Genomic DNA, 26,458 nt, shown 5'->3' with positions numbered 1-26,458 from the left:
TATATGGAGCAGAAGTCTGCCCCCCCTGCGACATCAGCATTTACGCGATGTTTACCACTCGACAAGCTTCAGGCAGCGCCTGGGCTTAAACGCGTTCTGGGGCCGGGAAGCCTTGTGGCACTTGGTGTTGGTGCCACTATTGGGGCGGGTCTGTTTTCGCTTACCGGAATTGCCGCTTCTGAAAATGCCGGGCCTGCTGTAGTTCTTTCCTTTTTTATTGCGGCCATTGCCTGTGGTTTTGCCGGGCTGTGCTACAGCGAGCTGGCCAGCATGATTCCCATTGCAGGCAGCGCCTATACCTACGCGTATGTCACGCTGGGAGAAATGATGGCGTGGATTATCGGCTGGGATCTGGTACTGGAATACGCCGTGGGCGCGGCCACTGTTGCGGTCAGTTGGTCTCGGTATGTGGTATCGTTATTGGATTCGTGGGGGATAGTGCTGCCGCCCCGGCTTACGGCTTCCCCTTTTGAAACCGTGCAGATGCCAGATGGCAGCATGGTCTCCGGGCTGATGAACCTGCCCGCAGTTTTTATCACCTGTCTGGTCTCATGGATCCTTATTCGCGGGATTTCTCAGTCCGCTATGGTGAATGCGGTTGTGGTGGTCATCAAACTCTTGGTGATTACCGCATTTATCGGTTTTGGCATCCACTACATCAACCCGGCCAATTATCATCCTTTTATCCCGCAAAATACGGGCACGTTTGGGCAATATGGCTGGTCTGGCATCATGCGGGCAGCGGGCACCATCTTTTTTGCCTATGTGGGGTTTGATGCGGTTTCCACCACAGCACAGGAAACAAAAAACCCAGCGCGGGATATGCCCATTGGCATTCTGGGCAGCCTGCTGATTTGTGCGCTGGCCTATGTGGCTTTCTCTTTTGTGATGACAGGGCTGGTCAATTACAAAGACATGTTGGGGGATGCAGCCCCGGTGGCCACAGCCATTAACCGCACGCCTTATACTTGGCTGCAACTGGCTATTAAAATCGGCATTATCTGCGGGTTTACATCCGTGCTTATGGGAATGCTTCTGGGCCAGAGTCGCGTATTTTTCGCCATGTCCCGCGATGGTTTGCTGCCCCCCATGTTCAGCACCACCCACCCCAAGTATCAGACTCCGTGGCTCTCCAACCTCTTTTTCATGATCATCATCTGCCTGTTAAGTGCATTTCTCCCTATTTCTGATCTGGGGCATATGACATCTATCGGCACGCTTCTGGCCTTTATACTGGTATGTGCTGGTGTGATGATCCTGCGCCGCAAGGCCCCCAATCATCCGCGCGCTTTTCGGGTACCGGGCGGAGATATCATTCCCATTTTGGGTATTCTTTCCTGTGGCACGGTCATGGTCTCGCTAGACCAGCTGACATGGGTGCGGCTGATTGTATGGTTGGCTATCGGAATGGTGATTTATCTGACCTATGGCCGCTACCACAGCGCATTAGCGCGACCCAGCATTCCGCCAGACAGGGTTGCATAAAGCGCACAGGCGCGCATACTTCCGTGCAGCATTCACCCGTCTGTCCCGCCCGCCGTGGTTGGGGAGCTTTTAAGCACCCCACTACGCCTGCAGGCAGCAGCAAGGAGATCCTGCCCATGATGGCTGGCCGTTTTCCTCTGGCTCGCCCCCGGCGCAACCGGATTGATGATTTCACACGCCGTCTGGTTGCTGAAAATACGTTGGGCATCAACAACCTGATCTGGCCTATCTTTTTTATGGAAGGCACCAACACGGTTACCGAGGTGTCCTCCATGCCCGGCGTACACCGTGTTACGCTGGACAAACTGGCCGCACATGTTGAACCCGCAGCAAAGCTTGGCATTCCGGCTCTGGCTCTTTTCCCGATCACACCCACAGAAGCGCGGGATGAAAACGGTACGGAAGCCACAAACCCGGACAACCTGATGTGCCGGGCCGCTCGCTTGCTGAAAAAAGAATTTCCAGATGTCGGCCTGATTGGTGATGTGGCGTTAGACCCCTATACCAGCCACGGGCACGATGGCCTGATTGAAAATGGCTATGTAGTGAATGATCCGTCTGTCACCATTCTTTCCCAGCAGGCTGTTAATCAGGCGGCTGCCGGTGTGGACATTATTGCCCCTTCAGACATGATGGATGGCCGTATTGAGGCCATTCGGCGTGATTTGGACAAGGGCGGGCTGATCAACACCCGTATCATGTCCTATGCAGCCAAATATGCCAGCGCATTCTATGGCCCATTCCGCGATGCGCTGGGGTCTGGCGGAATGCTGAAAGGTGATAAAAAAACCTATCAGATGGACCCCGCCAACAGTGATGAAGCCCTGCGCGAAGTGGAAATGGATATTGCCGAGGGCGCAGACATGGTGATGGTCAAACCCGGCCTGCCGTATCTGGATATCATCCGCCGTGTGAAGGATGAATTCCACGTTCCTACCTTTGCCTACCAGGTCTCTGGTGAGTATGCGATGCTGATGGCAGCCATCCGCAACGGCTGGCTGGACCATGAACGTGCTGTGATGGAAAGCCTGCTGGCCTTCCGCCGTGCAGGTGCCAATGGCATTTTAACGTATTTTGCCATTGAAGCCGCACAACGTATCCGGGCATCTTTCGGCCAATAAGTTTTGGTCAATATCACGGCATATGGGCCAGAGTATTCTGGCCCATAATTTTGCTGCGGGATACGTTTTCCCCATGACATCATCGCAAGACAGGCCGCATTTTTTCTACACAGCGCCGCCGGGTGCCTGTCCATATCTACCGTCTCGGACCGAGCGTAAAATACTGGTAGATCTTGCAACTCCAGAGGCCAATTTCCTCCACAGTCGTCTTTCGCATGCAGGTTTCAGGCGTAGCCACACCTTGGCCTATGCTCCTATATGCGATGGCTGTTCCGCCTGTATTCCCATTCGCCTACCCGTTGCGTGCTTTAAGCCTGACCGTACACAAAAACGCACAATAAGGCGCAATGCTGATTTAACCCGAAGTGTTATTCCGCCCATTGCAACGGATGAACAATACGCGCTTTTTCGCAGATATTTGGATAGTCGGCATTCAGATGGCGAAATGGCTGGCATGTCTATGCATGACTACCGCATTATGGTGGAAGAAACTCCTGTAGATACACGGATTGTCGAATTTCGTGCACCGGACTCCACCTTGATGGCAGCAAGCCTGATTGATGTTTTGGAAGATGGGCTTTCTGCCGTTTACAGCTTTTACAGCACAGAAACACCTCAGCGCTCTCTGGGCAGCTTTGCCATTCTTTCCTTGCTAGAGCTCACTGCACAAATGAAACTGCCTTACCTGTATCTAGGATACTGGGTACCCGGCAGCCCCAAAATGGCCTATAAAGAACGTTTTCAGCCTGCGGAAATTCTACGCAACGGCGCTTGGCAAAAGCTGAACCCCAACCAGCCACCCTGTATAGAAAGGCCCCTTCCTTTTCCGGAAGGCCCTTTATTCTAACACGCAGGCTTAGCCTTTTTTGGCAGCCCAAGGAGGTGCTACCTTACCAATAGCTGCGCGACGGCTGACCCAATCCTGCAAATCAGCAAACTGACGCACACGTGCGGTTCCCGGCCAATGCAACCCATCCGCTGCCGTAAACACCACGGCTTGACGCAAGCCGCTACTACCATCCGCGTATTTTTGCAGGGCCACACCAAGGCCACGGGCCATAACAGGCAACTGTTCCAGCGGGAAAATCAGAAAACGCCGATTCTCCCCAACAACAGCAACATAATCCCCTTCTGCAGGCACACAGATACGGGCACGTTCCCCTTTTTTCAGATTGAGCACCTGCCTGCCAGAGCGTTTTTCCGCCACCAGAGCTTCATCTTCCACCAACATGCCACGCCCGGCATTGGAAGCCACCAACCGGCGTTTTCCATCTTCTATCGGAAAAACCGCCAGAAGATCTTCATCATTGGAAAGATCAATCAGGAGTCGAATAGGCTGTCCATCCCCACGACCTCGCGGCAGATCGGCCCCTTTTACAGTATAGGCGCGTCCATCCGTTGCAAAGAAACACAGTCTGTCTGTTGTCTGGCATGGAATAACCAGCTTGAGCGCATCGCCCTCCTTGAACTTCTGATTTTCCAGATCAACATTGTGGCCCTTAACCGCACGCACCCATCCCTTTTGGGAGAGGATCATGGTCAAGGGTTCGCGCTCCACTTCTTCCACCACAGAGATATCAACTGGCTTGGGAGCAGAGAGAATAGTGCTTCTACGCGCGCCCAAACGGCCTTTCCCAAAGGTTTTGATCATACCCGTGAGTTCGCGCTCTATTGTCTTCCAGCGCTGTTTTTCGCTTTCAAGCAATGTTTCCAGCGCTGCTTTTTCGGCAGAAAGCGCATCATGCTCCTTGCGGATTTCCATTTCCTCAAGGCGGCGCAAACTACGCAGCCGCATGTTGAGAACGGATTCTGCCTGCAAATCTGTTAGCTTGAACGTGGCTATCAGGCTGGCCTTGGCATCATCCTCTTCACGGATAATGCGAATAACCTCATCCAGATTGAGGTAAACAGCAAGAAAACCCGAAAGAATTTCCAGCCGTCGTTCTACTGCTGTTAATCTGTGGCGGCTCCGACGTTCCAGCACCTCATGCCGATGGTCCAGCCACGCCTGAATAACCTGTTTAAGCCCCATAACACCGGGGGAACGATCTGCCCCCAGCACATTCATGTTCAGGCCAAAGCGGCTTTCCAGCGGTGTGGCGCGGAACAATGTTTCCATCAGCACTTCTGGTTCTATGCCGCGAGTTTTGGGTTCTAGAACCAGACGGATTTCATCCGTGCTTTCATCACGGATATCCCCCAGCAGAGGCAGCTTTTTCTGGTCCAGCAAATCTGCAATCTGCTCTATCAGGCGCGACTTTTGCACCTGATACGGAATTTGCGTGACAACAATATGCCATGTGCCAAAACGGCCTTGCTCAACCTCCCATCGCGCCCGCATCCGAAAACTGCCACGCCCGGTTTCATAAGCCTGCAAAATGGCATCCGAATCTTCAACAATCAGGCCACCGGTAGGAAAATCCGGCCCCGGCATAAGCTCCAGCAATTCCTGCGTGGTGGCAGAGGGCTTACGCACCAACAGGGCAGCCGCAGCGCAAACCTCGGCAGCATTATGGGGCGGAATACTGGTGGCCATACCCACAGCAATACCTGCCGCACCATTGGCAAGCAGGTTGGGGAATGCCGATGGCAGAACCACCGGTTCTTGCTCTTCACCATCATAGGTGGGGCGGAAATCTACAGCATCATCTTCAATGCCATCCAACAGGGCCACGGCAACTTCTGTCAGACGGGCTTCCGTGTACCGCATGGCAGCCGGGTTATCGCCATCAACAGAGCCAAAATTTCCCTGTCCCTCTACTAGCGGATAACGCGCCGCAAAATCCTGCGCCAGACGCACCAGTGCCTCGTAAACCGAGGCATCACCATGTGGGTGGAACTTACCAATAACATCACCCACCACACGGGCACATTTTTTGAAACCGGAGGCTGGATCCAGCCGAAGCTGATGCATGGCATAAACCAAACGCCGATGCACTGGTTTAAGCCCATCCCGCACATCTGGCAAAGAACGAGACATGATGGTGGAAAGCGCATAGGCCAGATAACGCTCACTCAGCGCTTCTGCCAGTTTTGTTTCCTCAATATGTCCCGCGGTTTCGCTCATCTGCCATCCTTGGAAAACTGTGCATGATTCATAGAAAGCAAGACATACAGCCCCCGTATCGGTTGTGCCAGTCCTGCGCTACTCGGTTATAGGTGCTTGGTCTGCCAGAATGCGCTTTTCCAGCCGATCATACAGCCGTTGGCGTGCCGCCGGTAACGGCAAATGGCGTTGGCCAAAAGCATCTCGCGCCAAAAAATGTCCTGTAAGGCGTAAACCTTCCAACCACTCCTGCGCTGTTCCGGTTTGATCTGTATCCCGCAAAAAAGATGGAAGCGGCAACAGCCGGTCTTTCCATTCCCCTGCCCCTTCCTCGCTCACAGCACGGCCTGTACGTGGGGAGACATAATACAGATTTTCCTTGCTGCCAGTAACAGCGCAAGCGGAAAGATCCAGCCCAAAACCCAGCGTTGCCAGAAGCGCCATTTCCCACCGCACCACGTGGGGCATGCCTTCACGTTCTGCAACAGCAGGATCATACCCTAAAAAGGTGAGCAAACGTACTGTTTCGGCAAAAAGAAATGGGCACGGTTCGGCTTCCGGCAATGTTACATCTGCCAGCACACAAACAGATTGCACCATGCTCAATGCCAGCGGTGCATCCAGTAACCGTGCGGCACAGGCATAAAGCAACTCGCCCGAAATCTGTAAGGGAGACGCAGCGCTGCGTTTATGGAAGCTGACCTTAACAACATTACCCGGCTGCCATAGGGCACGGCCTGCCTTGCTGGCGCCACCATAAACAATACCCCGCAGAGGGCCGTAATCTTCTGTAAGAACATGCACGCGGGCGCTGGTTTCACCCTGCACGCCCGCAAAAAGCACAAGGGCGGGAGCCTCCTTTTCATAGGAAGTCCCGCCCTTGTCCATCATGCAAAAAGCCCGACTTTAAACGCCAGCAACCTTGGCAACTTCAGCGGCAAAGTCATCTTCTTCTTTTTCAATGCCTTCACCCAGCTGGAAGCGGTCAAAGCCAACCAGCTTAACGCCAGCTTTCTTCAGCACGTCTTTCACGCGGGTTTCACCATCATGCACCCATACCTGTTCCAGAAGCACAACTTCTTCGTAGAACTTACGGATACGGCCTTCGACCATCTTTTCGATGATAGCTTCTGGCTTACCGGAAGCGCGGGCCTGTTCGATCAGCACTGCGCGTTCACGTTCAATTTCTGCCGGATCCAGGCTGGAAACATCCAGAGCGGAAGGACGTGTGGCGGCAACATGCATACCAACCTGACGACCAAGCTGTTCGATGGCTTCATCAGCGGTCGGAGCTTCAACAGCTGCCAGAACACCAATTTTGCCCAAACCGGGACGCAGAGCGCTATGTACATAAGTAGCCACAACGCCAGACGGCACCTTGAAAACACGAGCCCGACGCAGGGTCATGTTCTCACCAATGGTTGCCACCAGATGTGTCAGTTCATCTGCGACAGTGCGCCCGGTTTCAAGCGTGGCAGCCTTAATGGCTTCCAGATCGTCACCAACCTTCAGCGCAACCTTGGCAACGGCTTCCACAAAGTTCTGGAAAGATTCGTTACGGGCCACAAAGTCGGTTTCAGCATTCACTTCCACCATGGCCGCCACTTTGTCTGCAGAGGCAACGCCTACCAGACCTTCAGCAGCAACACGGCCAGATTTTTTTGCCGCGGCAGCAAGGCCCTTGGTGCGCAGCCAATCAATAGCGGCTTCAATATCACCATTGGCTTCGTTCAGTGCCTTTTTGCAGTCCATCATGCCTGCGCCAGTTTTTTCGCGCAGATCCTTCACCAGTGCAGCCGTAATTGCCGCCATAATTCCATACTCCTTGAAAAACCTGAACGCGCCCTACAAGGGGCGCGAACCGGAATATTCCATGGCCTGCCAGTGCAGGCATTCATGCAGGAAAAAACAACCCGGCATGATAACCGGGCTGTTTATATATTCCGTTAGCTTGCAGCCGGTGCCGGTGCAGCTTCTGCAGGGGCTGCGGCTGCTTCTGCCGGCGCTGCTTCCAAAGCAGGTTCAACAGGCAGTTCTTCAGCAGCACCGATGTCATGGCCGGAAGCGCCCAGTTCTGCGGAAATACCATCCAGAACAGCAGAAGACACCAGATCACAATACAGGCCGATAGCACGGATGGCATCATCATTCCCCGGAATCGGGAAGGTCACGCCACGCGGGTCGGAGTTACTGTCCAGAATAGCCACAACCGGAATACCCAGCTTGTTGGCTTCTTCAATGGCCAGCTTTTCCTTGTTGGTGTCGATCACGAACAGGATGTCCGGCAGGCCACCCATTTCCTTGATCCCGCCAAGGGAGCGTTCCAGCTTGTCGCGCTGGCGGGTCATGTCCAGGATTTCTTTCTTGGTCAGACCTGCGGTTGCGCCGTCCAGCGTTTCTTCAATGCCACGCAGGCGCTTGATGGAACCCTGAATGGTCTTCCAGTTTGTCAGCATACCGCCGAGCCAACGATGGTTGACGTAATACTGACCGCAGCGACGGGCTGCTTCTGCGATCGGGTCCTGCGCAGCACGCTTGGTGCCAACAAACAGAACGCGGCCACCACCGGCAACAGTGTTGCGGATAGCCTGCAGAGCGCGATCAAGCAGGCCAACGGTCTGCTGCAGATCAATGATATGAACTTGGTTGCGCACACCGAACAGGTACGGCGCCATGCGCGGGTTCCAGCGACGGGTGTGGTGACCAAAGTGAACACCAGCTTCCAGAAGCTGACGAAGGGTAAAATCAGGCATCGCCATAAGCGTATTCCTACCTTTCTGGTTATTCCTCCGCGAGGGGTTACCCTGCCAGAGTAGCAGAGCACCAGATGGTGTTTTCCTCGCGTGCGTTATGCTCCCGGCCTTGGCCGAGCGCGGCTCTTATGGCCGTTTTTTTGCGCCCGGACAAGATAAAAAACGCTCTGTTTCAGGCAGCGTCTTCTGACTGGACCGGAGTTTCCACCGGATGAGCGTATTTGTTGGGCACACCGCTACGCGCAAGCAAGGCGCGAAGTGACTTCACAACCGGGAACACTTCCACGTTGTGGTCCCCACCCAGTTCGCGCCATGCGTTCTGTTCCATTTCCACAATTTCACGATCTTCTTCAAAGATGCGGTGTGTGAAAATACCCAGTGCAGGCCATGCCAGATTGAGCAGGAAGTTCCATTTGGGCTTTTTAACAGAAAGCAGACCAAATGCCTGTGTTACCTGCTGCGTTTCGCCCAGCGGTACATAGGATGTCCACAAATCCATAATCAAATCACCGTCCTTATCGTGGATCTGGAGAGTCTGATACGGATAGGTGGTACGGATGGACACAACTTCTTCAACCGGCTGTTCGCGGCCTTCAAAATCATGGTGCTTGCCAAAAATCAGGGCTTCCGCAAGCGGCTGATTGCCACCCTTGCGGGCAAAACTGTAGCGTGCTTCCAAGAAGTCATCGCCCTTGTCCTGCCCCAAAAAACGGGCTGTGATGGAACCCATCTGCCGGCGGTGCAGGAACTGATGGTTCATGTCCATCAGGTTTTCATGCATGAAGGTATAGTGGCACTTCAGGCGTGGGCTGAACATGCGGGTTTTGTATTCCGGGTTACCCACTTGAGCCACATCAGGCACGGGCACCTTGTCTGCCAAAGCCGGATCACCGGGGAAGATAAAGATCAGGCCGCTTTTTTCACGACAAGGGTAGGATTTAACCGGGCGCCCCACCCCTTCCTTGTTGAGATAAGGTACAGTCACGCACTTACCAGCGCGATCAAACGCCCAACCATGGTAGCAGCATTTTACGCAGCCCTTATCATCCACAACGCCCTTGCTCAGCGGCACCTGCCGATGTGCGCAACGGTCTTCCAGCGCATAGACAGGCCCATATTCAGGGCGAATAAGTGCAATGGGGTGCCCTGCATAGCGTGCGGCAAATGCCTTGCCGGGGCGCACCTTATGCGACCACGCCACAGGGTACCAGAAATTGGGATCACAATCGATCTGCCGCAAATCGTAATGCGGCATATTAGAACCGTCCGCCTGTTTGCCCTTGGCCTCTTCCACCAGCATGACGTCACCCTTTCAGAATCCAACAAGGCCGATGCAGCAGGAACAACATCACCTTAAAAACATGCTTATGCCCACGTGCTCCACGATTCCGAACGACGGAACCACCAGAGCAAACATGGGCGGGGATGACGCCTTCAAGATATTGAAGCTGTTTTTTGCTCAGCCCTGCCGCGCCATCACATGGGCGGGAAGGTTAGCCGATTTTCCCCGCTGCGCCCAGATGCAAACAGCCAACCAAGCTGTGCACTGGCCGCAACGGTCCTATCCTGTCAGATAGCGCACCCAACAGACTGGCATATCTTATTGTGGAGCGTGATTTTCCAGCAAATGCGTAGAAGACGGCTGGTTGTTGCCCGGCATGGTTTCACTTGGGCTTTCTATCACCCCGGATTTCTTTCCGTGCGGACCATGATCATAATCATGACGAGGATGATATTCCTTGACCGGATGAGCAGGCTGCTTGCCATCGTTAGAAGGAGGCTGCGTGCCGGGCTGTTCATCGATTGTGCGCGGGTTACTCCACAATTTTTTGGATGGATCAACATGTTCACCATTTGGCCCTTCGGCAGCGCTTGAAGGTGGCTTGCCCTGCTGGGCAGCCGCGCCATTTGCCGTAGGTGGGTTTCCGGTATTATCTTGGGCCATTGCCAATGCGGGCAGTACGCTTAAAGACGCACCGAGCAACATTGAAGCTATAACTTTTTGCATGGGATACTCCATAAATATAGTGGTATGTGTTATCCCATTTTCCAACGCGAAAAATTTAAAAGAGTTGCTGCTTTTTATTTATCCAAAATTTCCCTTAGTTTTTCATAGATAGCTGAATGATGCTGGATGGATTTTTCATTCAGATGTGTAACCACACGCAAAGAAAGACTATTGATTAAAAATACACCCTCCGCAGTTAGAATATCCTCATAAGTAACGGGCTGTTCTTTTACCAAGCCTGCTTCCAACAACGCCCTGCGCGCAATACCCGGCAAAACACCTTCTGAAACAGGGGGCGTTATCAATCTCACTCCTGCCTGCACAACAATATTGCTGATGGTACTTTCTGCAATGCGCCCTTGCATGTTCAGCAAAAGTGCATCATCCGCGCCACACTGAGCTGCTTCCTGCCTTGCAATAATTCCGGGAAGGCAACTCAGTGATTTGATACGAGAGAGCGGAGACATCTCATCCCGCCTCACCAATTGGCTAACACATACACGCACAGGCTGCTGCCTGAAACCGCCCGCAGCACCTGTTATAAACACCGTTGGTTGACAGTGTTCTGGAGGTAACAGCCCACGGGGGGCTATGCCGCGTGTGACGGTAAGACGAGCAGAGCCATGTTGAAAACCTGCATGCGCCAGAAACTCCTGCATTGCCTGCAAAATCTTATCTTGATCAGGAACAGGTATGCTCAAAACCTGCCCGCCATCACAAAGGCGCTGATAATGCCAGCAAAAATTCTGAGCAACGCTATTCTTTATACGTAGCGTCTCAAAGAGGCCATCTCCCAATGTCACACCACGATCCAGCGGGCTGAGAGCAGCCTGTTCGGCTGGGCGTATTTCTCCGTTTAGCCAAACAATATTCATATCTGTGCCCAGAACTTTTGAAATGGTGCAAATTTCAGGCACATTTCCGCATATTCCTTTTCAGGATCGGATAAAATGGTAACTCCACCCCCCACACCTATACTGAGGGAATTTTTGTAACGTTCCAAACTCCGAATAATAACAGAACTTTCCATGCTATTATCCAACCCGATGCAAAACACTGTGCCGCAATAAGCGCCACGCGCAGAAGCTTCCAGCTCATCAATAATCTGCATGGCGCGATATTTGGGGGCACCAGTTACAGAACCGGGTGGCAATGTGACCTTCAAAAGATCAAAAACATCTTTATCCGGTAATAATTTTCCGCGCACTTCTGAAACCAGATGATGCACATGCGGGAACTGCTCCACCACCAGCAAATCTGGCACATATACGCTGCCTATTTGCGCCATACGGCCAATATCATGCCGCATGAGGTCAACAATCATCAGGTTTTCCGCACGCTCTTTTTCATCTTGCAAAAGCGTTTCCTGCCAAAAAGTATCTTCTTTGGGTGTTTGCCCTCGTGGTGCTGTGCCTTTAATCGGCCGTGAGGACACAACGCCTTGTGCATCTACGTTCAAAAAATTTTCTGGCGATGCAGAAAGCAAGGCAAAATCTGGCCCGCAGGATAAATATGCTCCAAAAGGTGCAGGTATTTTCTGCCGCAACGCGCGGTAAATCTCCACACTATGCACGTTGTTATTCAATTCTGTTGTATGGCGGCATGTTATGTTTGCCTGAAAAATATCTCCTGCCGCAATATAATGACGCGTTTGCATAACACTCTGGCAGTAAGCAGCGCGGCTTTGATCCGGGATAAATGGGTGAGCTGCTGATACCTTACGAAGCGGCACATCTTCAGGAAGCATATTCCATTCTTGTATGGACAACGCTACATCCTGATTATGTGCAAAAAAATTTGAAAGTCCTACAAGAAATACGCGTTTTTCAAAACGGTCCCAAATAAAGGCATGATCATATACTCCTGCCGCTAACATGGGAGCGTGCAGATTTTTATGACGAGATATAATACCTTCCAACATCATTCCCATTTGATAGCCGGAAAATCCGATAATCCCGCCCAGAAATGGTATGCTTTGTTGAGCGACGATACTGTCATTATTTTTCAGTTCATGCTGAAAATTACGTAGCGTTTCAAAAACATCATCAACAAAAGATATAGGCGTTTTTATGCCGTCAACTGCCATTTCGTAAGGCCATGCTACCACTGTATGGCATGGTTTACGGCAAAAAATCTGCCATCTGCTCCGCTTGTCTATTTTTCCACCACTATCCAGAAAAGCACACCATGGCTGCCTGCCCCATACTGCCAAAACAGTATCGGGGTCTTTCCATGATAATTCCCTTATCTGAAACAAGGTCAGACCTGTTCAACCCGTGAGATACCAGAAAGTGCACGTAGCCTTTGCCCTAACACAGGCGTCACCTTATAACGCCCTCGCAACCGTACCTCTACATCGCAACTTTCTGCCACGCCTGGCAACAGAACAATACGTCCTGCCCCGCCTTTTTGCGGTTCCAAAATAGTTTGCAATTCCGGCAAAGCATCTGGTTTTTCCAGCCACACGCGCATTTCACTTTGGCCTTGCGCTGCGGCGGCCTCCAAATCCACGATATCTGTCGCCGTCAGCCGCAGGGCTTCTCCCTCCAGCTTCAGATCGGCCGTAACAAGTATGGCCGTGCCTGCCACCAAAATATCACGCACGCGCGTCAGCACTTCAGAAAAAACTGTGACCTCACAGCCACCGGATGCATCAGAAAGCCGCACCCATGCCATTTTGTTACCTGTGCGTGTGGGCCGTTCCTTTTTATCCACCACACAGCCCGCAATTTTAACACGCCCTCCCCCCCGTTCTGCTGCAGTCAACAACTGGGATGTACGCGTAACACCCAAACGGCGCAGCACGGAACCATAAGCATCCAGCGGATGGGCTGTCATATGGAAGCCAATGGCCTCTGCCTCCATGGCCAAACGTTCAAACTCCGGCCAATCATGCCCTTCCACCAACCGCAAGGGCTCCACTTCACCGGGGCCACCAAACAGCCCAATCTGGCCAGAAGCGACCTCCTGCGCCTGACTATGCGCACGCCGCAAAATAACATCCGCAGACCGAAATACACGTGCCCGGTTTTTATCAATACATTCAAACGCACCGGCCTTTGCCAGATTTTCCAGCTGCATCCGGTTAATGTGCTTGGGGTCAATACGGGTTGCAAAATCTGCCAGATTTTTAAAAGGTTTTTCACCCCTTACTTCTACCAGCGCTTCCATTGCGCCATAGCCAACCTTTTTAATGGCAGCCAGCGCATAACGAATGGCATATGTTCCATCTGGCTGTTTTTCTACTGAAAAATCAGCTTCTGATTTATTGATGTTCGGCGGCAGCACTGCAATATGCATGCGCTCTGCTTCCTGCCGCAAAGCAGCAAGTTTTTCCGTACGTTCCCGTGCCAGAGACATACAGGCTGCCAGAAAGGCTACGGGGTGATTGGCCTTCATCCATGCTGTTTGATAGGACACAAAAGCATAGGCAGCAGCATGCGATTTGTTAAAACCGTAATCTGCAAACTTGGCCATGAGATCAAAAACCTCAACGGCTTTGTCTCGATCAATCCCGCGTTTGGTTGCGCCTTCCGTAAAGATTTCACGCTGGTGATCCATTTCCGAACGGATCTTTTTACCCATGGCGCGGCGTAGCAAATCTGCGCCGCCCAGACTGTAGCCAGCCATTTTCTGGGCAATCTGCATCACCTGTTCCTGATAGACCATGATACCATAGGTCTCTTCAAGAATATCGCGAATTTCCTCGTGCGGGGGTTCCCATGCTTCTCCATGTTTTCTGCGGCAATAATCGGGAATGTTAGCCATCGGCCCGGGGCGATACAGCGCCACGGCTGCAATCAGATCTTCAATACGGGTTGGGCGCATCTGTTTGAGCACATCACGCATGCCCGCCCCTTCAAACTGGAACACGCCAGCGGTATCACCACGCCCCAGCATGTCATACGTTTTAGGGTCATCCAACGGAATGTGACTGAGGTCTACATCCTTGCCCATTCGGCGAATGAAATCGACACCACGTTTCAGGATGGTAAGTGTTGTTAAGCCCAAAAAGTCGAACTTGACGAGCCCCGCCTGTTCAACAAACTTCATGTTATACTGGGTAACCAGCGTGTCACTTTTTGGGTCTCGATACAGCGGCACAAGCTGCACGAGCGGTCTATCCCCAATCACCACCCCTGCAGCATGTGTACTGGCATGCCGGAAAAGCCCTTCCAGCTGCTGGGCTATTTCCAGCAACCTGCGCAAGGCTTCGTCATTGTCACGCATTTCCTGAAGTTTGGGTTCGCCCGCAATAGCTTCCTTCAGGGTGACAGGTTTGGCTGGGTTATTGGGAATAAGCTCTGCCACGCGGTTAACCATACCATATGGCAACCCCAGCACGCGCCCGACATCTCGCACAGCCGCACGCGCTTGCAACTTACCAAAGGTAATAATCTGCGCAACACGATCGGCCCCATATTCATGCCGCACATAGGCAATCACTTCGTCTCGTCTGTCCTGACAGAAATCGATATCAAAGTCAGGCATGGAAACGCGTTCTGGGTTTAGAAAACGTTCGAACAGAAGATTGAACGGAATGGGGTCAATATCTGTAATAGTTAGCGCCCATGCGGCCAGAGACCCAGCACCAGACCCACGGCCCGGCCCAACCGGTATGCCATGTGCCTTGGCCCACTGGATAAAGTCCGCCACGATCATGAAGTAACCGGGGAACCCCATTTTGGAGATAATATCCAGCTCGAAACGCAAACGTTCTTTGTATTTTTCTACTGTTTGCGCATCCAGCTTCATGCCGGCCATGCGGCGTTCCAGCCCTTCCCACGCCATGGCGCGCAGGGTTTCATCTTCTGTCGCGCCTTCTCTAACCTTGGGGCACACAGGCAATAGTGGCTTGCGCGTTTCCACCTTGATGGCGCAGCGGCGCGCAATTTCCAGCGTATTATCGCAGGCATCTGGCAGGTCAGCAAAAAGTGCCCGCATCATTTCCGGTGGCTTGAACCAATGTTCCGGCGTAACGCGGAAGCGATCTTTTTCCGCCATGGTGCGCCCTTGAGCAATGCACAACAAGGCATCCTGCGCTTCGTACATTTCTGGCGTGGGGAAAAAACATTCATTGGTGGCAATCAATGGCAGACCAAACCGATCCGCCAATGTCAGCACACCTGGCTCCACTGCCTTTTCAACAGCCAGACCATGACGGTGCAGTTCCACTATCAGCCTGTCACCAAATGCCTCATGTACGCGGGCCAGCCATTTCTCGGCGTCTTCTGTTTGCCCTTCGGCCAGCATCTGAAAAAGTGGCCCACGCGTGCCACCTGTTAACAATAGCAGGCCTTCTGCCTTTTCACACAACAGATCCAGAGAAACAAAAGGATCTGCCGGGTCCGAATTTTGGAACCCCGCAGAAGAAAGAAACTGTAGATTCGCTAACCCTGCTGCATTCTGCGCCAAAAGCACAACAGGTTCTGCCGGGGAACCGGGCTTGTCATTACGCGCAGGCAAGCCAATCTGGCTGCCAATAATGGGCTGAATACCGCTTTTTGTACAATACTGAGAAAATTCCAACGCCCCAAACAGGTTGCCTGAATCTGCAATACCCACGGCAGGCATATGCATTTCCTTCGCCAGCCCCACAATATCGGGCACCCGAATGGCCCCCTGGCTTAGCGAATAGGCAGAATGAACACGAAGGTGGACAAAATCAGCGTAAGACATACCCCTTTATAGCACAGACAGAGGCGTTCTTCACTGCGTTTCAGCCCGGCAAGCAGCGCTCCTGCAAGAATGGTGGCTTATGCAGCAATAGATTATACTTTGCTTTACGGTTGGCACATCTGTGCAGGCTAACTGAGTTACTGACATTCAGGATTGATGATGCAGATTATAAAAACCAAAGCGGAACTGACAGCATTAAGCGCAGGCTGGCAGAAAGAGGGCCAGAGTATCGGCTTTGTGCCAACCATGGGCGCACTGCATGCTGGCCATCTTTCGTTAATCAATGCGCTGGATGGCAAAGCTGCCCGCCGTATTGTGTCTATTTTTGTAAACCCTATCCAGTTCAACAACAGCCATGATTTCCAGCATTACCCACGCGGGCTGGAAGATGATGCTGCCCTGTTACGGAACACGGGCAAAGTGGATGTCCTTTACGCACCCGATGAAAGCCAGATGTATCTTCCCGGCTTTGCAACCCGCATAAGTGTTGCCGGGCTGGATAGCATGTTGTGTGGGGGGGACAGACCCGGCCATTTTGATGGCGTTGCCACGGTGGTTACCAAACTTTTTTTGCAAACACATGCCAATATTGCAGCGTTTGGCGAAAAAGACTACCAGCAGCTTTGCCTTATCAAACGCATGGTGCAGGATCTGGATCTGCCATTACATATTCTGCCCGTGCCTACATTGCGGGAAGCAGATGGTCTTGCTCTTTCATCCCGCAACCGCAGGCTTACGCCAGAACAACGCCAGCAGGCCGCTCTTCTGCCCCAAGCTCTTAAAACATGCCTTGCAGACATGCGCGCTGGCACAGACGTAAAGAACAGCTTGGTAACATGCCGTACGGCATTGGAAAAAGCGGGTTTCCATGTTCATTATCTGGAACTGCGCCATGAAGACACTCTGGCCCCCGCTCCTGTTGCAGGCAAAGGCACGCGCCTGTTTGTAGCGGCCAGCCTGGGGGATGTTCGGCTTATTGATAATATGCCGTTTGCCTGATCCCTGCTTTTCACAAAAAGCTCTCCATAACAGCACAGAAAGCAAAATTATGAACATCAAACGCCTTGCACCTGAAGAACGTCTGACAGGTGCAGTTATTCACAATGGTCTTGTTTATTTGGCGGGCCAGATTGCCGATGATTCCACCTTGGATGCAGAAGGCCAGATGGCAGATATTCTGCGGCAAGTGGATGCCTTATTGGCCGAAGCCGGCACAGACAAAAGCCACCTTATTTCCGTGCAGATTTTTCTGGCTGACATGAATGATATGGCAGCCATGAACCGTGCATGGGATGCGTGGCTGGACCGAAACAATAAACCAGCCCGCGCAACCGTAGAGGCAAAACTGGCAGACCCCACATGGAAGGTGGAACTTACCAGTATTGCCGCATTACCCCAACCATAAGAACCTTTTGGTGAGCGGCTGCTTTGCCAGCTGCTCACAACAAGCAGCGTACACGCATAGAAACACCTGAAAAGTGCTACAGTATTTTACAAATTTTAAGGAAAGATAAGGCTGGCTCCCGAAGTAGGACTCGAACCTACGACCCAGCGATTAACAGTCGCTTGCTCTACCAACTGAGCTATTCGGGACCAGCGAGAGAGCGTATAGCTAACCTAAATCGCGCCGTAAACCCCCTTTTTTATTTTTTTTCATATTGTCTCCATCACTCATAAAGCGACAGACACAGAAAGACATAGTAAAGCTACAAAAATGAGCGCCCAGGGTCCTTTACAAACACGTCGTCATTTCTTGCTTGCTGGCATGGGTGGGGTTGCCGCCCTTGGTGCTGGCGCTTTTCTGGCAACACGTTCTAGGCATCATCCACACAAACAGCCAGATGGTGCGTATCGGCAGATCAAAATAGGATGGCCTAACTCTGGCGCAGCACCCGTGTTGGCTGTTGCCGCGCAAAAAGATTTTTTCGCACATTATAGTTTGGATGTTGATCTGCCTTTTGCCACCATAAATGGGGAAGATACCATTAATGCATTGGCCAGAGGCGATATTCCTTATGCCGTGGCCCCTGCCCTTACCTGGCTAAGGCATTTGCATGCCGGGCTGAACGCACAACTGCTGATAGGAGTACAACCGGGTAACTTCCGCCTACTGGTGCGCCGTAGCTCCGGTATTACACGGTTGGACCAGCTTATGGGCCGCACCGTGGCTGTTATGGACCAAAACGCAGCAGATAAGCTGTTTTTTGCCATTATGATGCGCCGCAAGGGGCTGGATGCCATGAACCATATTAACTGGCTTGACCTCCCCTTGCCGCAAATTGATGATGCCGCACGCACGCAAAGAATTGATGCCGTTGTCGCGCATGATTATCAGGCATGGTGGCTCCTCAAAACATTTCCTGATCTGTTTATTGAGCTTGCAGGTAGCAGCACCGGCCATTACGCCGAACGTACAAGTATGGTGCTGGGTGCCTCCAGCACAGTCTTGCAAGATGATCCGGATGCCGCCATTGCCCTTGTTCTGGCCCTACGTGATGCCGCACGCTGGACAGATACACACCGTGATGACGCAGCAACCCTGATTGCTCCGAATATTTCTGATCTTTCTGCTGCAAGCATCCGCGCCATGCTTCATAGCGAGCCTGCCATACGGCCCGTTATTGGCAAGTCATTACGCGAGCAAGTGGCACAATATTGCGACGAACTACAACTGGTTGAGCTGCTCCCTGAAACGGAAGACAGCACAGCACTTGCACGCCATTATTCCCGCAATGTTTTGAAAGAATAAAAAAACGCAGGCACATTCTTGATGCCCTGCGTTTTTTTATAAAGTTTACTGCAAGCCGCCCACAAACTGCGCAATACGCTGGCAGGCTGTGTGCAACGTTTCATCCGCAGTTGCGCAGGACAAACGCAAATAAGGTGAATGGCCAAAAGCACTGCCTGGCACAGTGGCTACAAAAGCCTCCTCCAGCAAAGCCAAGGCAAAATCATGGTCTGTTTCCAACCGTTTGCCTGCTGCTGTCGTGCGGCCAAGGCATCCGGCAACACCCGGATACGCGTAAAAGGCACCCTCCGGCATTGCGCAGGTAAAGCCCGGAATGGCACGCAATGCCTCCACAACCATGCGGCGGCGGCGGCTATACGTAGCAACCATTTCCTGGACCAGATCTTCCGGGCCATCCAGCGCAGCCGCGGCTGCGGCCTGTGCTATGGAGCACACGCCAGATGTTGCATTGCCCTGCACACCCCGCATGGTGGCAATAAGATCTGCCGGGCCACCTGCAAAACCAACGCGCCAGCCTGTCATGGCATAAGCTTTGGAAACACCATTCAGGGTAATGGTGCGCTCCTTCAAATCTGGCGCCACAGCCGCAATGGATGCTGATTTTGCACCATCAAATACCAGATGTTCGTAAATCTCGTCTGAAAGTATCCAGACATCTGGATATTGCCGCAGTACGTCCGCAATTGCACGCAAATCGTCTGCCGAGCACACGCCACCTGTTGGATTATTGGGAAAGTTCAGCACCACCCAACGCGTGCGGGGTGTAAGCACCTTTGCCAGTTCATCTGCCTTCAGGCGGAAGCCATCTTCCTCCCGGCAGGTGACATAAACAGGCGTTCCACCAAACATGCGGGCAATAAGCGGATAACTCACCCAATAGGGTGTTGGCACCACCACTTCATCACCCGCATTCAGCGTGGCCATGAAGGCATTGAAGATAACCTGCTTGCCACCATTGGAGACCATAATCTCCTCCGGTTTGTAATCCAGCCCGTTTTCACGCGTAAACTTGCGGGCAATGGCCGCCTTAAGCGCAGGCGTGCCATCTACGGGTGGATATTTGGTTTGCCCCGCCAAGGCCGCCTGATGGGCAGCCTCCACCACCGCAGGCGGTGTGGCAAAATCCGGCTCTCCCAATGCAAGGGAGATAACCGGTTTACCCTCCGCCTTCAGTACGCGTGCACGGCGTGCCATTTCAATAGTGGCTGGTGCAGGCAAACCTTTTAGCCTGTTCGCAAAAGACCGCACCATATTTTACAGCAGACCTTTGCAAAAGCGCTGGATACGCGTGCAGGCTTCTCGCAGGCTATCTGTATCCGTGGCGTAAGAAATACGGATATGACCGGGGAACATGAAGGCCGAACCATGAACAGCGGCAACACCTTCCTCATCCAGCAATGCGGTTACAAAATCCTCATCCGTTTCCAACTTTTTGCCACCAGAAGAAGTCTTGCCCAAGCATTTTTCAACTGTGGGGAAGACATAGAATGCACCTTGCGGCACATCGCATTCCAGCCCTTCAGCTTCATTCAGCATGGAAACAACCATGTCACGCCGCCCCTGATAGGTGGCAACCATTTCCTGAATGAAATCCTGCGGGCCAGTAAGCGCTTCCACAGCCGCAGCCTGCGCAATGGAACAGGTGTTGGAGGTGGACTGCCCCTGAAGCTTGTTCATGGCTTTTGTCAGTTCCACTGGTGCGCCGGAAAAACCAATGCGCCAGCCTGTCATGGCATAGGCCTTGGAAACACCATTCATGGTAACAGTGCGGCTGCGCAGCAGAGGTTCCACTTCTACAAAAGTGGCCGGGCGGAAACCATCATAAACCAGCTTGGCATAAATATCGTCTGTAAAGATCCACACATGCGGGTGGCGGAGCAGAACATCGCACAATGGGCGCAGATCTTCGGCTGAATAGGCCACACCCGTAGGGTTGCAGGGGGAGTTCAGAAAAAACCATTTTGTGCGGGGTGTAATAGCGGCTTCCAACTGTTCCGCTGTCATCCGAAAACCGTTTTCACGCTTGCAGGGCACAATAACGGGTTTGCCTTCTGCCAACGTGACAATATCGGGGTAGGAAACCCAGCACGGTGCCGGAATAATGGCCTCGTCACCCGGGTTAAGGGTGGCCATCATGGCATTGTAGATAACCTGCTTGCCACCTGTGGAAACAATAATTTCCTCTGGTGTATAATCCAGACCGCTATCCAGCCTGAAACGTTCTGCCACAGCCTTGCGCAGTTCTGGCGTGCCTGCAACATCGGTATAACGGGTCTGGCCATTTTCGATCGCCTTGGCCGCTGCGCGAGAGATATTTTCGGGCGTGCGAAAATCCGGTTCACCAGCAGACAGGCTGATGATGTTCCGGCCTTCGGCTTTGAGTGCACGGGCCCGTGTCGAAATGACAATCGTCTGGCTCGGGCTGATCCTGTTCATGCGGTCAGCAACAATGCTCATGGTTCTCTTACTTTCCGACACTATTGTTTTTCATGCCAGTTACCAGGACATCACCCATGCCCCGGATACAGACATTTGGGTCTGGGCGGCACAGTAATCCTGTTCGGCCTCTGGCGGAACCGGTGATTTCCCATACGCCGCGTTTTTTGTACGCAATTCAGCCTTTATCTCTCAAAGATATGAGGAAAACCTGCCTTGCACCGCACATCTTCAGCTGAAAGACCTGTCTTGCGCATGGCGCGTACAGCCAAGGCACCATCCCGCTTGGCCAGCCTACGCCCTTCTGCATTACACAATAACGGATGAAAACTGTATTGGGGCACGCACCACCCCATAAGGGCCTGTAACAGGCGGTGCAGATCTGTTGCTGGCCGCAGGTCTTCCCCACGCGTTACCAGTGTAACACCTTGTGCTGCATCATCATGCGTGACGCAAAGATGATAGGATGCAGGTGTATCCTTACGCGCAAGCACAACATCGCCAAACAATTCAGGCTGGCACAAAACTGTCCCGCGTTCCTGGTCCTGATACGTTAATGGCATGCCACGCATATGCTGATGCACCCGTTGCAACGCCTTGCTCATGTTCAATCTCAGTACATGGGGTTGCCCTTGGCCTATACGTTCCTGCCGTTCCTGATCTGAAAGATGGCGGCATGTGCCGGGATAACGCAAACTGCCGTCTGGAGCTGTATGAGGAGCCGAAAAGATAGCCGCGCTTTCCCGCATAATATCAGAACGCGTGCAAAAGCAGGGATACAGCACCCCCATTGCATCCAATTTTGCTAATGTTGCCTGATAAGCGGGCATATTAGCCGATTGCCTTAAAACAGGCCGCGCAAACTGTAAGCCCAACCATTCCAGATCTTCCAGAATGGCAGAAATAAATTCTGGCTTGCAGCGTTGGGCATCAATATCTTCCATCCGCACAAACCACTCTCCATCTGGTTGCGCTTTTTGCCACCCATATAAAGCCGCAGCCACATGGCCAAGATGCAAAAAACCCGTAGGGCTGGGTGCAAATCGTGTCACCCATTCTTTGTGGTTTGTTTGACTATTATGTAATGAATTCTTCATATCTTTCATGAAACTATTACGAAACTCTAAAAAGTCTTGCCAAATAGCTGGGCGTTTTGTTGCCTCGTTCTAGAACCTCTGCAATACTGTATGCAGTAATGACCTCGACGACGCACCTTTTGCAGGCAATCGGCTCCGAGTTTTACGATCGCAGAAAGATGCGCCCTCGAACATACGCCGAGGAGACAAGTCTTGCCTGACGGTAGTACCCTCAACTTTCCTGCATTAGTTCTGAATGCAGATTTTCGGCCACTTTCCTACTATCCTCTTTCCCTTTGGGCATGGCAGGATGCCATTAAAGCTGTGTGGTTGGACCGGGTTTCTGTGCTGAGCGAGTATGAGACAGAAGTTCACTCGCCCCACCATACTATCCGTCTGCCCAGCGTTATTGCCTTAAAAGACTATATTCCCGCAGCCCGCAAACCTGCTTTTACCCGTTTTAATGTTTTTCTGCGGGATAATTTTTCCTGCCAGTATTGTGGTGAACGCCACCCTACGCAGGAACTCACGTTTGACCACGTTATCCCGCGCTGCAAGGGTGGAAAAACAAGCTGGGAAAATATTGTAACGGCATGTGGATGCTGCAATCTGCGCAAAGGGTCGCATCTGCCGCATGTTATCGGCATGTTGCCGCGGCACCGGCCAGAACGTCCATCATCCTGGCAATTGCAGGAAAATGGACGCGCTTTTCCGCCCAACTATCTGCATGAAAGCTGGCGCGATTACCTATATTGGGACACAGAACTGGAAAGCTGATTAGGCAACCGTTTTTCAGCGCGTGTAACTATACCCATATTCATCTGCCTGTTTCTGAAGGTCTGGCGCACCTTTCAGATTAAGCGGAATCGGCTTCGCGTTTTTTTCACCAAACATAAAGCCATGATTTGTCATACGCTGGCATGTATTGGCGGCCAGCGGAAAGCTAAGATACATCGGCCCAGCCATTTGCTTGCGTAGGCAGGTAATATCCGTGTCAACCAATGGCAGACGCCCCACCTCGGAAGAGCAGCCACCCAACAGGGCCAGACCAATGGCTACAAACCCAAGGCGTAATGTATTCTTCATCTGCATAACGGACCAGCCACCTTGCTTCAGCATATCTTGCAGCGGCTGCGGGCCGCGCTGACGTGTTATTCGGGAGTGTTCATACTGCCAGTTTCCGCCATTTCCAGCTAGGCAAAGAACATCACGCCCCCTGTCTGTTGGCCGCATGGCAGAACTGGCAAAAATGAAAAACGCCCTGTTAGCTTACTTCGTAACCTGCACCACGGATTGCATTCTGCAAGGAAGAAACACCAGCACGTGTTGGATCATACGTTACTTTCACTTCCCGCGTTGCCAGGTTAACATCTGTTGAATCCACACCATCAATAGCAGCAAGGGCGCGTTTAATAGCAGATACACAGCCATCACATGTCATACCATCCACCATAAAACTTGCTGTTGTCTGAGCCATTTATCTTTCCCTTGTTCAAATAACATATTTACGCCGCATTATACGTTATCACGTTATAGCGCAGCTCTGGCTTGGACGGAATAAGCAGATCGGCAGTCTGTCTTCCCGCATTCTCATGATATGCTGCCTAAATGAGCAGTTTTTCCACGTTTTCCGACCAGAACAAGATGCACATTCCTTTATCTCAGTGGCGAGATATCCCTCTCCACCGCCTGATGCTGGCAACACTTGTAGAAAAACTGGAAAACAAACTGCTTGCCAACTCAAGCGCAACGCGTGTGCTGGAGCATTGGATACATCATTACGGACTCGTCACACCAGAAAGCAAGTTGCAAGCCTACCGCCAAAAGCACGCCACCGCCCCTTGTCCGCCTTTTTTGCAGCAAACACTCTTGGGCGCATCTGAGACACAAAAAGAAGATGTGCGTTACAGAAAAGTACAGCTTACCGCACAGGGGAAAGTTTTTTCAGAGGCAGAAAACTGGTACCTTCCCGCAAGGCTATCCCCGCACATGGCCATAGAGCTCAATACAACGGATAGACCTTTTGGGCTTGTGGTGGCGGCTCTCAATTTTTCCCGCCAACTTATTCGGCGTGAGAGCCTATGGTTCCCCTTGCCAGAACAATGGGAACAGCAGGGTATTCCTGCTGGATCTGGGCAGCCCATTTGCCTGCCATCTTACCTTTTCCGCCATATGGCGGTCCTGCGTAATCAGGCTGGGCAGGCATTTTGTGTCGTAATTGAAACCTACACTTCGGAAGCATTGGGGTTTCCGCCACCAGCTATGCCGGCCTAAACGAAAACCCCTTTTAGATTTTAAGCTTCGGCTTCAGCCTCTGCAGTTTCACCCATACGGGTTGTATCTACAAATTTTTCGGTATCATCATCCAGCGCACGTGTTTTACGGCCACCAGGCCCATGCACGTACAGATCTTTCTTGTCCAGCTTGGTCACAGCATCAGGCTGCACAGGCATCAGATACCGTGCAGGACGCTGGTGATCTGCCAGCTGAAGCTTGGGGTTGAAGACCGAATTGAACTTCCAGAGCATTTTTACAAAGTTGGTCTGGCCATTGCGCAGCAGACGGGCCGCAATACCGGCCGTATCCTTCAGCGCTTCCCAACCCATATGTTTGGTGTTGAGCACCTGCTGGGTTTTCACTAGCTCTTCGTAAAACTCTGGCAACGGCAATGTGGTTGGCAGCACGGCATGCTGAATATCGAACAAACGATAATCCCGCGTTGTCAGGCGGCGTGCTTCCTTGTGCCAGATTTCTGTGCCCGGATACGGCGTGGTAACAGAAATATTCACGATATCCGGAATTTCCAGACACCACTGACGCACTGTTTCAAAGCGCTTCCGATCCCATGAAGGATCAGCAATGATGTTAATGGCAACAATCAGCCCCAGAGAACGCGCGTATTCCAGAGCCTCGAAGTTTTTATCCAGAGAAACACGTTTACGGAACTGCTTCAGACCTTCTTCATCCACTGCTTCCATGCCGATAAAGATGTAGGAAAGCCCGATTTCACTCCAGACCTTAAACACTTCCTTGTTGCGCAGCAGCACGTCCGCTCGCGTCTCAAGGTAATATTCCTTTTTAATGCCGCGCTTCTTGATTTCATTGGCAATGGCCATGCCGTGCTCTTCATGCACGAAGGCCACATCATCCACGATAAAGATGCCGGGTTCCTTAATTTCTTCCAGCTCATCCGCAATCACCTGCGGGCTGGCTGTACGATAGGAACGGCCATAGAAGGTCCATGCGGAACAGAATGTGCAATCCCACGGGCACCCACGCGCAAATTCGATAGAGGCAGCCGGATCCAGCGTGCCAATAAAGTATTTATTGCGGTGGCGCAGAAGGTCACGCGCAGGGCGGACTTCATCCAGAGACTTCACAAAGATCGGCGGCGGGCCTTCACCATCCTTACTGATAACGCCCGGCACTTCCAGAATATCCTTACCATTCTGCACGGCGTCCAGCAGCAGCCCAACCGTGGCATCGCCTTCGCCTTTAAGAATGCAGTTGATGGTGCCCTCAGAAAGCTCCAACACATCTTTTGCAATAAAGGATACGGAGTGGCCGCCTACAAACTGGAAGATATTGGGGTAGCGGTAGCGGGTTTCCCGGCACAGATCCAAGATTTCCGGCACGTTTGCCAGATAGTTGCCAGAGTAACACACCACATCGGGCTGAAACTCATCCAGCATTTTCCAGTAATCTTCATGCGTTTCAGCCTGAAGATCCAAAAGCTGCACATCATGCCCTGCATTGCGGGCCGCGCCAGCAACCAGCTCCATGCCAAGAGGCTCCAGACGGAGAAAGACCCGCGTGTACATCAGGGCGCTGGGGTGAACCGCCAGAACTTTCATGTCATTCCTTTTCGCTCGCAAAGCCAACAGCGCGCGGAGGCTTCCTCAACACGCAGCCGGAAAAATTTTTTGGATGCTTACATATTAGAGGAATGCTTATAGAGCAAATGTTAGGTATGACCCCATCTTTGCAGCCACACCTCCCATGCAAAAGGTGCTTACCTCTTGCATACTGCGCCCAATAGGTGGCCACAGCAACACTTTAAAAATATTGCTCTGGCTGGCAGCAAACGCACCAGCCAGAGTAAATC

Annotated in this window: 23 protein-coding genes and 1 tRNA gene; 8 read left to right on the top strand and 16 right to left on the bottom strand. The window is 52.2% G+C overall.

All coding sequences use genetic code 11. From position 1 onward, the window contains the following. The first annotated feature begins 3 nt into the window (after window positions 1–3). From CSR02_RS01625 to CSR02_RS01615, 3 genes are all read left to right on the top strand, one after another. Window positions 4–1,485 carry an amino acid permease gene (locus CSR02_RS01625; protein ID WP_099540342.1) on the top strand — a complete coding sequence of 494 codons (1,482 nt, stop codon included), beginning with the start codon at window positions 4–6 and terminating at the stop codon, window positions 1,483–1,485. A 116-nt stretch (window positions 1,486–1,601) separates the two neighbouring features. Next, a complete protein-coding gene (hemB, locus tag CSR02_RS01620; RefSeq protein ID WP_042787773.1) occupies window positions 1,602–2,606 on the top strand; it encodes a porphobilinogen synthase in 1,005 nt (334 codons plus the stop codon). A gap of 73 nt (window positions 2,607–2,679) precedes the next feature. Beyond that, window positions 2,680–3,453, top strand: coding sequence for an arginyltransferase (locus CSR02_RS01615; RefSeq protein ID WP_099540383.1), 774 nt, complete (start codon window positions 2,680–2,682; stop codon window positions 3,451–3,453). A gap of 9 nt (window positions 3,454–3,462) precedes the next feature. Here the strand turns inward: CSR02_RS01615 and parC are convergent, their stop codons facing one another. From parC to dnaE, 9 genes are all read right to left on the bottom strand, one after another. After that, window positions 3,463–5,673: a DNA topoisomerase IV subunit A gene (gene parC / locus CSR02_RS01610; RefSeq protein WP_099540341.1), complete on the bottom strand. Its 2,211-nt coding sequence runs from the start codon at window positions 5,671–5,673 to the stop codon at window positions 3,463–3,465. A 78-nt stretch (window positions 5,674–5,751) separates the two neighbouring features. Then, window positions 5,752–6,543 carry a DNA repair protein RecO gene (gene recO / locus CSR02_RS01605; protein ID WP_099540340.1) on the bottom strand — a complete coding sequence of 264 codons (792 nt, stop codon included), beginning with the start codon at window positions 6,541–6,543 and terminating at the stop codon, window positions 5,752–5,754. Window positions 6,544–6,558: 15 nt separating this feature from the next. Continuing rightward, window positions 6,559–7,464, bottom strand: coding sequence for a translation elongation factor Ts (tsf, locus tag CSR02_RS01600; RefSeq protein WP_042787776.1), 906 nt, complete (start codon window positions 7,462–7,464; stop codon window positions 6,559–6,561). 134 nt (window positions 7,465–7,598) lie between these two features. Beyond that, window positions 7,599–8,411 (bottom strand): 30S ribosomal protein S2, encoded by an 813-nt coding sequence (gene rpsB, locus CSR02_RS01595; protein ID WP_099540339.1) that lies wholly within the window; start codon window positions 8,409–8,411, stop codon window positions 7,599–7,601. A gap of 166 nt (window positions 8,412–8,577) precedes the next feature. Continuing rightward, complete coding sequence (locus CSR02_RS01590; protein ID WP_042787778.1) at window positions 8,578–9,705, bottom strand: aromatic ring-hydroxylating oxygenase subunit alpha; 1,128 nt, start codon at window positions 9,703–9,705, stop codon at window positions 8,578–8,580. A 300-nt stretch (window positions 9,706–10,005) separates the two neighbouring features. Next, entirely contained in the window at window positions 10,006–10,413 is a 408-nt protein-coding gene (locus CSR02_RS01580) for a hypothetical protein (RefSeq protein WP_042787878.1), read from the bottom strand. A gap of 74 nt (window positions 10,414–10,487) precedes the next feature. Next, a complete protein-coding gene (locus CSR02_RS01575; protein ID WP_099540337.1) occupies window positions 10,488–11,288 on the bottom strand; it encodes an aminotransferase class IV in 801 nt (266 codons plus the stop codon). Beyond that, window positions 11,285–12,670, bottom strand: a complete 1,386-nt coding sequence (locus tag CSR02_RS01570; protein WP_099540336.1) for an anthranilate synthase component I family protein — start codon at window positions 12,668–12,670, stop codon at window positions 11,285–11,287. Before CSR02_RS01570 ends, CSR02_RS01575 begins: the two co-directional genes overlap by 4 nt. 2 nt (window positions 12,671–12,672) lie before the next feature. Further along, window positions 12,673–16,092, bottom strand: coding sequence for a DNA polymerase III subunit alpha (dnaE, locus tag CSR02_RS01565; RefSeq protein WP_099540335.1), 3,420 nt, complete (start codon window positions 16,090–16,092; stop codon window positions 12,673–12,675). Between the two features lie 159 nt (window positions 16,093–16,251). Between dnaE and panC the strand changes: the two genes are divergently transcribed. Continuing rightward, window positions 16,252–17,091: a pantoate--beta-alanine ligase gene (gene panC / locus CSR02_RS01560; protein ID WP_099540382.1), complete on the top strand. Its 840-nt coding sequence runs from the start codon at window positions 16,252–16,254 to the stop codon at window positions 17,089–17,091. Between the two features lie 49 nt (window positions 17,092–17,140). Next, entirely contained in the window at window positions 17,141–17,497 is a 357-nt protein-coding gene (locus CSR02_RS01555) for a RidA family protein (RefSeq protein ID WP_099540334.1), read from the top strand. Window positions 17,498–17,609: 112 nt separating this feature from the next. On the opposite strand, the gene CSR02_RS01550 is transcribed toward CSR02_RS01555, so the two are convergent. Then, window positions 17,610–17,685: transfer RNA gene (locus tag CSR02_RS01550), tRNA-Asn, on the bottom strand. A 121-nt stretch (window positions 17,686–17,806) separates the two neighbouring features. On the opposite strand from CSR02_RS01550, the gene CSR02_RS01545 reads away from it, so the two are divergent. Then, window positions 17,807–18,841: an ABC transporter substrate-binding protein gene (locus CSR02_RS01545; RefSeq protein WP_099540333.1), complete on the top strand. Its 1,035-nt coding sequence runs from the start codon at window positions 17,807–17,809 to the stop codon at window positions 18,839–18,841. Window positions 18,842–18,886: 45 nt separating this feature from the next. Here the strand turns inward: CSR02_RS01545 and CSR02_RS01540 are convergent, their stop codons facing one another. The 3 genes from CSR02_RS01540 to gluQRS all read right to left on the bottom strand — a co-directional run bounded on the left by CSR02_RS01540 (window position 18,887) and on the right by gluQRS (window position 22,374). After that, on the bottom strand, window positions 18,887–20,092 hold the full coding sequence (locus CSR02_RS01540; RefSeq protein ID WP_099540332.1) for a pyridoxal phosphate-dependent aminotransferase: 1,206 nt from the start codon (window positions 20,090–20,092) through the stop codon (window positions 18,887–18,889). Between the two features lie 3 nt (window positions 20,093–20,095). Next, entirely contained in the window at window positions 20,096–21,298 is a 1,203-nt protein-coding gene (locus tag CSR02_RS01535; protein ID WP_042787786.1) for a pyridoxal phosphate-dependent aminotransferase, read from the bottom strand. Between the two features lie 164 nt (window positions 21,299–21,462). Beyond that, on the bottom strand, window positions 21,463–22,374 hold the full coding sequence (gene gluQRS / locus CSR02_RS01530) for a tRNA glutamyl-Q(34) synthetase GluQRS (protein ID WP_099540381.1): 912 nt from the start codon (window positions 22,372–22,374) through the stop codon (window positions 21,463–21,465). A gap of 192 nt (window positions 22,375–22,566) precedes the next feature. Between gluQRS and CSR02_RS01525 the strand changes: the two genes are divergently transcribed. Continuing rightward, window positions 22,567–23,130, top strand: coding sequence for an HNH endonuclease (locus CSR02_RS01525; protein ID WP_042787787.1), 564 nt, complete (start codon window positions 22,567–22,569; stop codon window positions 23,128–23,130). A gap of 15 nt (window positions 23,131–23,145) precedes the next feature. Here CSR02_RS01525 and CSR02_RS01520 read toward each other — a convergent pair whose 3' ends face one another. Further along, window positions 23,146–23,445, bottom strand: a complete 300-nt coding sequence (locus CSR02_RS01520; RefSeq protein WP_099540380.1) for a hypothetical protein — start codon at window positions 23,443–23,445, stop codon at window positions 23,146–23,148. 172 nt (window positions 23,446–23,617) lie between these two features. Continuing rightward, window positions 23,618–23,830: a heavy-metal-associated domain-containing protein gene (locus CSR02_RS01515; protein WP_042787788.1), complete on the bottom strand. Its 213-nt coding sequence runs from the start codon at window positions 23,828–23,830 to the stop codon at window positions 23,618–23,620. Window positions 23,831–23,961: 131 nt separating this feature from the next. Between CSR02_RS01515 and CSR02_RS01510 the strand changes: the two genes are divergently transcribed. Next, window positions 23,962–24,627 carry a hypothetical protein gene (locus tag CSR02_RS01510; protein ID WP_099540331.1) on the top strand — a complete coding sequence of 222 codons (666 nt, stop codon included), beginning with the start codon at window positions 23,962–23,964 and terminating at the stop codon, window positions 24,625–24,627. 20 nt (window positions 24,628–24,647) lie between these two features. On the opposite strand, the gene hpnR is transcribed toward CSR02_RS01510, so the two are convergent. Continuing rightward, window positions 24,648–26,207, bottom strand: a complete 1,560-nt coding sequence (hpnR, locus tag CSR02_RS01505; RefSeq protein ID WP_042787790.1) for a hopanoid C-3 methylase HpnR — start codon at window positions 26,205–26,207, stop codon at window positions 24,648–24,650. Window positions 26,208–26,458: the final 251 nt, after the last annotated feature.

This window comes from Acetobacter pomorum (assembly GCF_002738225.1).
Classification (GTDB): Bacteria; Pseudomonadota; Alphaproteobacteria; order Acetobacterales; family Acetobacteraceae; genus Acetobacter; species Acetobacter pomorum.
The sequence above is the reverse complement of the archived record's forward strand: the minus strand, read 5'-3'. Positions and strand labels throughout refer to the sequence as shown.

What these genes read in the sequence shown, in the direction of transcription:
- CSR02_RS01625 (WP_099540342.1), top strand. Translation starts at nt 4, where the DNA reads ATGGAGCAGAAGTCTGCCCCCCCTGCGACATCAGCATTTACGCGATGT.
- hemB (WP_042787773.1), top strand. Translation starts at nt 1,602, where the DNA reads ATGATGGCTGGCCGTTTTCCTCTGGCTCGCCCCCGGCGCAACCGGATT.
- CSR02_RS01615 (WP_099540383.1), top strand. Translation starts at nt 2,680, where the DNA reads ATGACATCATCGCAAGACAGGCCGCATTTTTTCTACACAGCGCCGCCG.
- parC (WP_099540341.1), bottom strand. Translation starts at nt 5,673, where the DNA reads ATGAGCGAAACCGCGGGACATATTGAGGAAACAAAACTGGCAGAAGCG.
- recO (WP_099540340.1), bottom strand. Translation starts at nt 6,543, where the DNA reads ATGATGGACAAGGGCGGGACTTCCTATGAAAAGGAGGCTCCCGCCCTT.
- tsf (WP_042787776.1), bottom strand. Translation starts at nt 7,464, where the DNA reads ATGGCGGCAATTACGGCTGCACTGGTGAAGGATCTGCGCGAAAAAACT.
- rpsB (WP_099540339.1), bottom strand. Translation starts at nt 8,411, where the DNA reads ATGGCGATGCCTGATTTTACCCTTCGTCAGCTTCTGGAAGCTGGTGTT.
- CSR02_RS01590 (WP_042787778.1), bottom strand. Translation starts at nt 9,705, where the DNA reads ATGCTGGTGGAAGAGGCCAAGGGCAAACAGGCGGACGGTTCTAATATG.
- CSR02_RS01580 (WP_042787878.1), bottom strand. Translation starts at nt 10,413, where the DNA reads ATGCAAAAAGTTATAGCTTCAATGTTGCTCGGTGCGTCTTTAAGCGTA.
- CSR02_RS01575 (WP_099540337.1), bottom strand. Translation starts at nt 11,288, where the DNA reads ATGAATATTGTTTGGCTAAACGGAGAAATACGCCCAGCCGAACAGGCT.
- dnaE (WP_099540335.1), bottom strand. Translation starts at nt 16,092, where the DNA reads ATGTCTTACGCTGATTTTGTCCACCTTCGTGTTCATTCTGCCTATTCG.
- panC (WP_099540382.1), top strand. Translation starts at nt 16,252, where the DNA reads ATGCAGATTATAAAAACCAAAGCGGAACTGACAGCATTAAGCGCAGGC.
- CSR02_RS01555 (WP_099540334.1), top strand. Translation starts at nt 17,141, where the DNA reads ATGAACATCAAACGCCTTGCACCTGAAGAACGTCTGACAGGTGCAGTT.
- CSR02_RS01545 (WP_099540333.1), top strand. Translation starts at nt 17,807, where the DNA reads ATGAGCGCCCAGGGTCCTTTACAAACACGTCGTCATTTCTTGCTTGCT.
- CSR02_RS01540 (WP_099540332.1), bottom strand. Translation starts at nt 20,092, where the DNA reads ATGGTGCGGTCTTTTGCGAACAGGCTAAAAGGTTTGCCTGCACCAGCC.
- CSR02_RS01535 (WP_042787786.1), bottom strand. Translation starts at nt 21,298, where the DNA reads ATGAGCATTGTTGCTGACCGCATGAACAGGATCAGCCCGAGCCAGACG.
- gluQRS (WP_099540381.1), bottom strand. Translation starts at nt 22,374, where the DNA reads ATGAAGAATTCATTACATAATAGTCAAACAAACCACAAAGAATGGGTG.
- CSR02_RS01520 (WP_099540380.1), bottom strand. Translation starts at nt 23,445, where the DNA reads ATGCAGATGAAGAATACATTACGCCTTGGGTTTGTAGCCATTGGTCTG.
- CSR02_RS01515 (WP_042787788.1), bottom strand. Translation starts at nt 23,830, where the DNA reads ATGGCTCAGACAACAGCAAGTTTTATGGTGGATGGTATGACATGTGAT.
- CSR02_RS01510 (WP_099540331.1), top strand. Translation starts at nt 23,962, where the DNA reads ATGAGCAGTTTTTCCACGTTTTCCGACCAGAACAAGATGCACATTCCT.
- hpnR (WP_042787790.1), bottom strand. Translation starts at nt 26,207, where the DNA reads ATGAAAGTTCTGGCGGTTCACCCCAGCGCCCTGATGTACACGCGGGTC.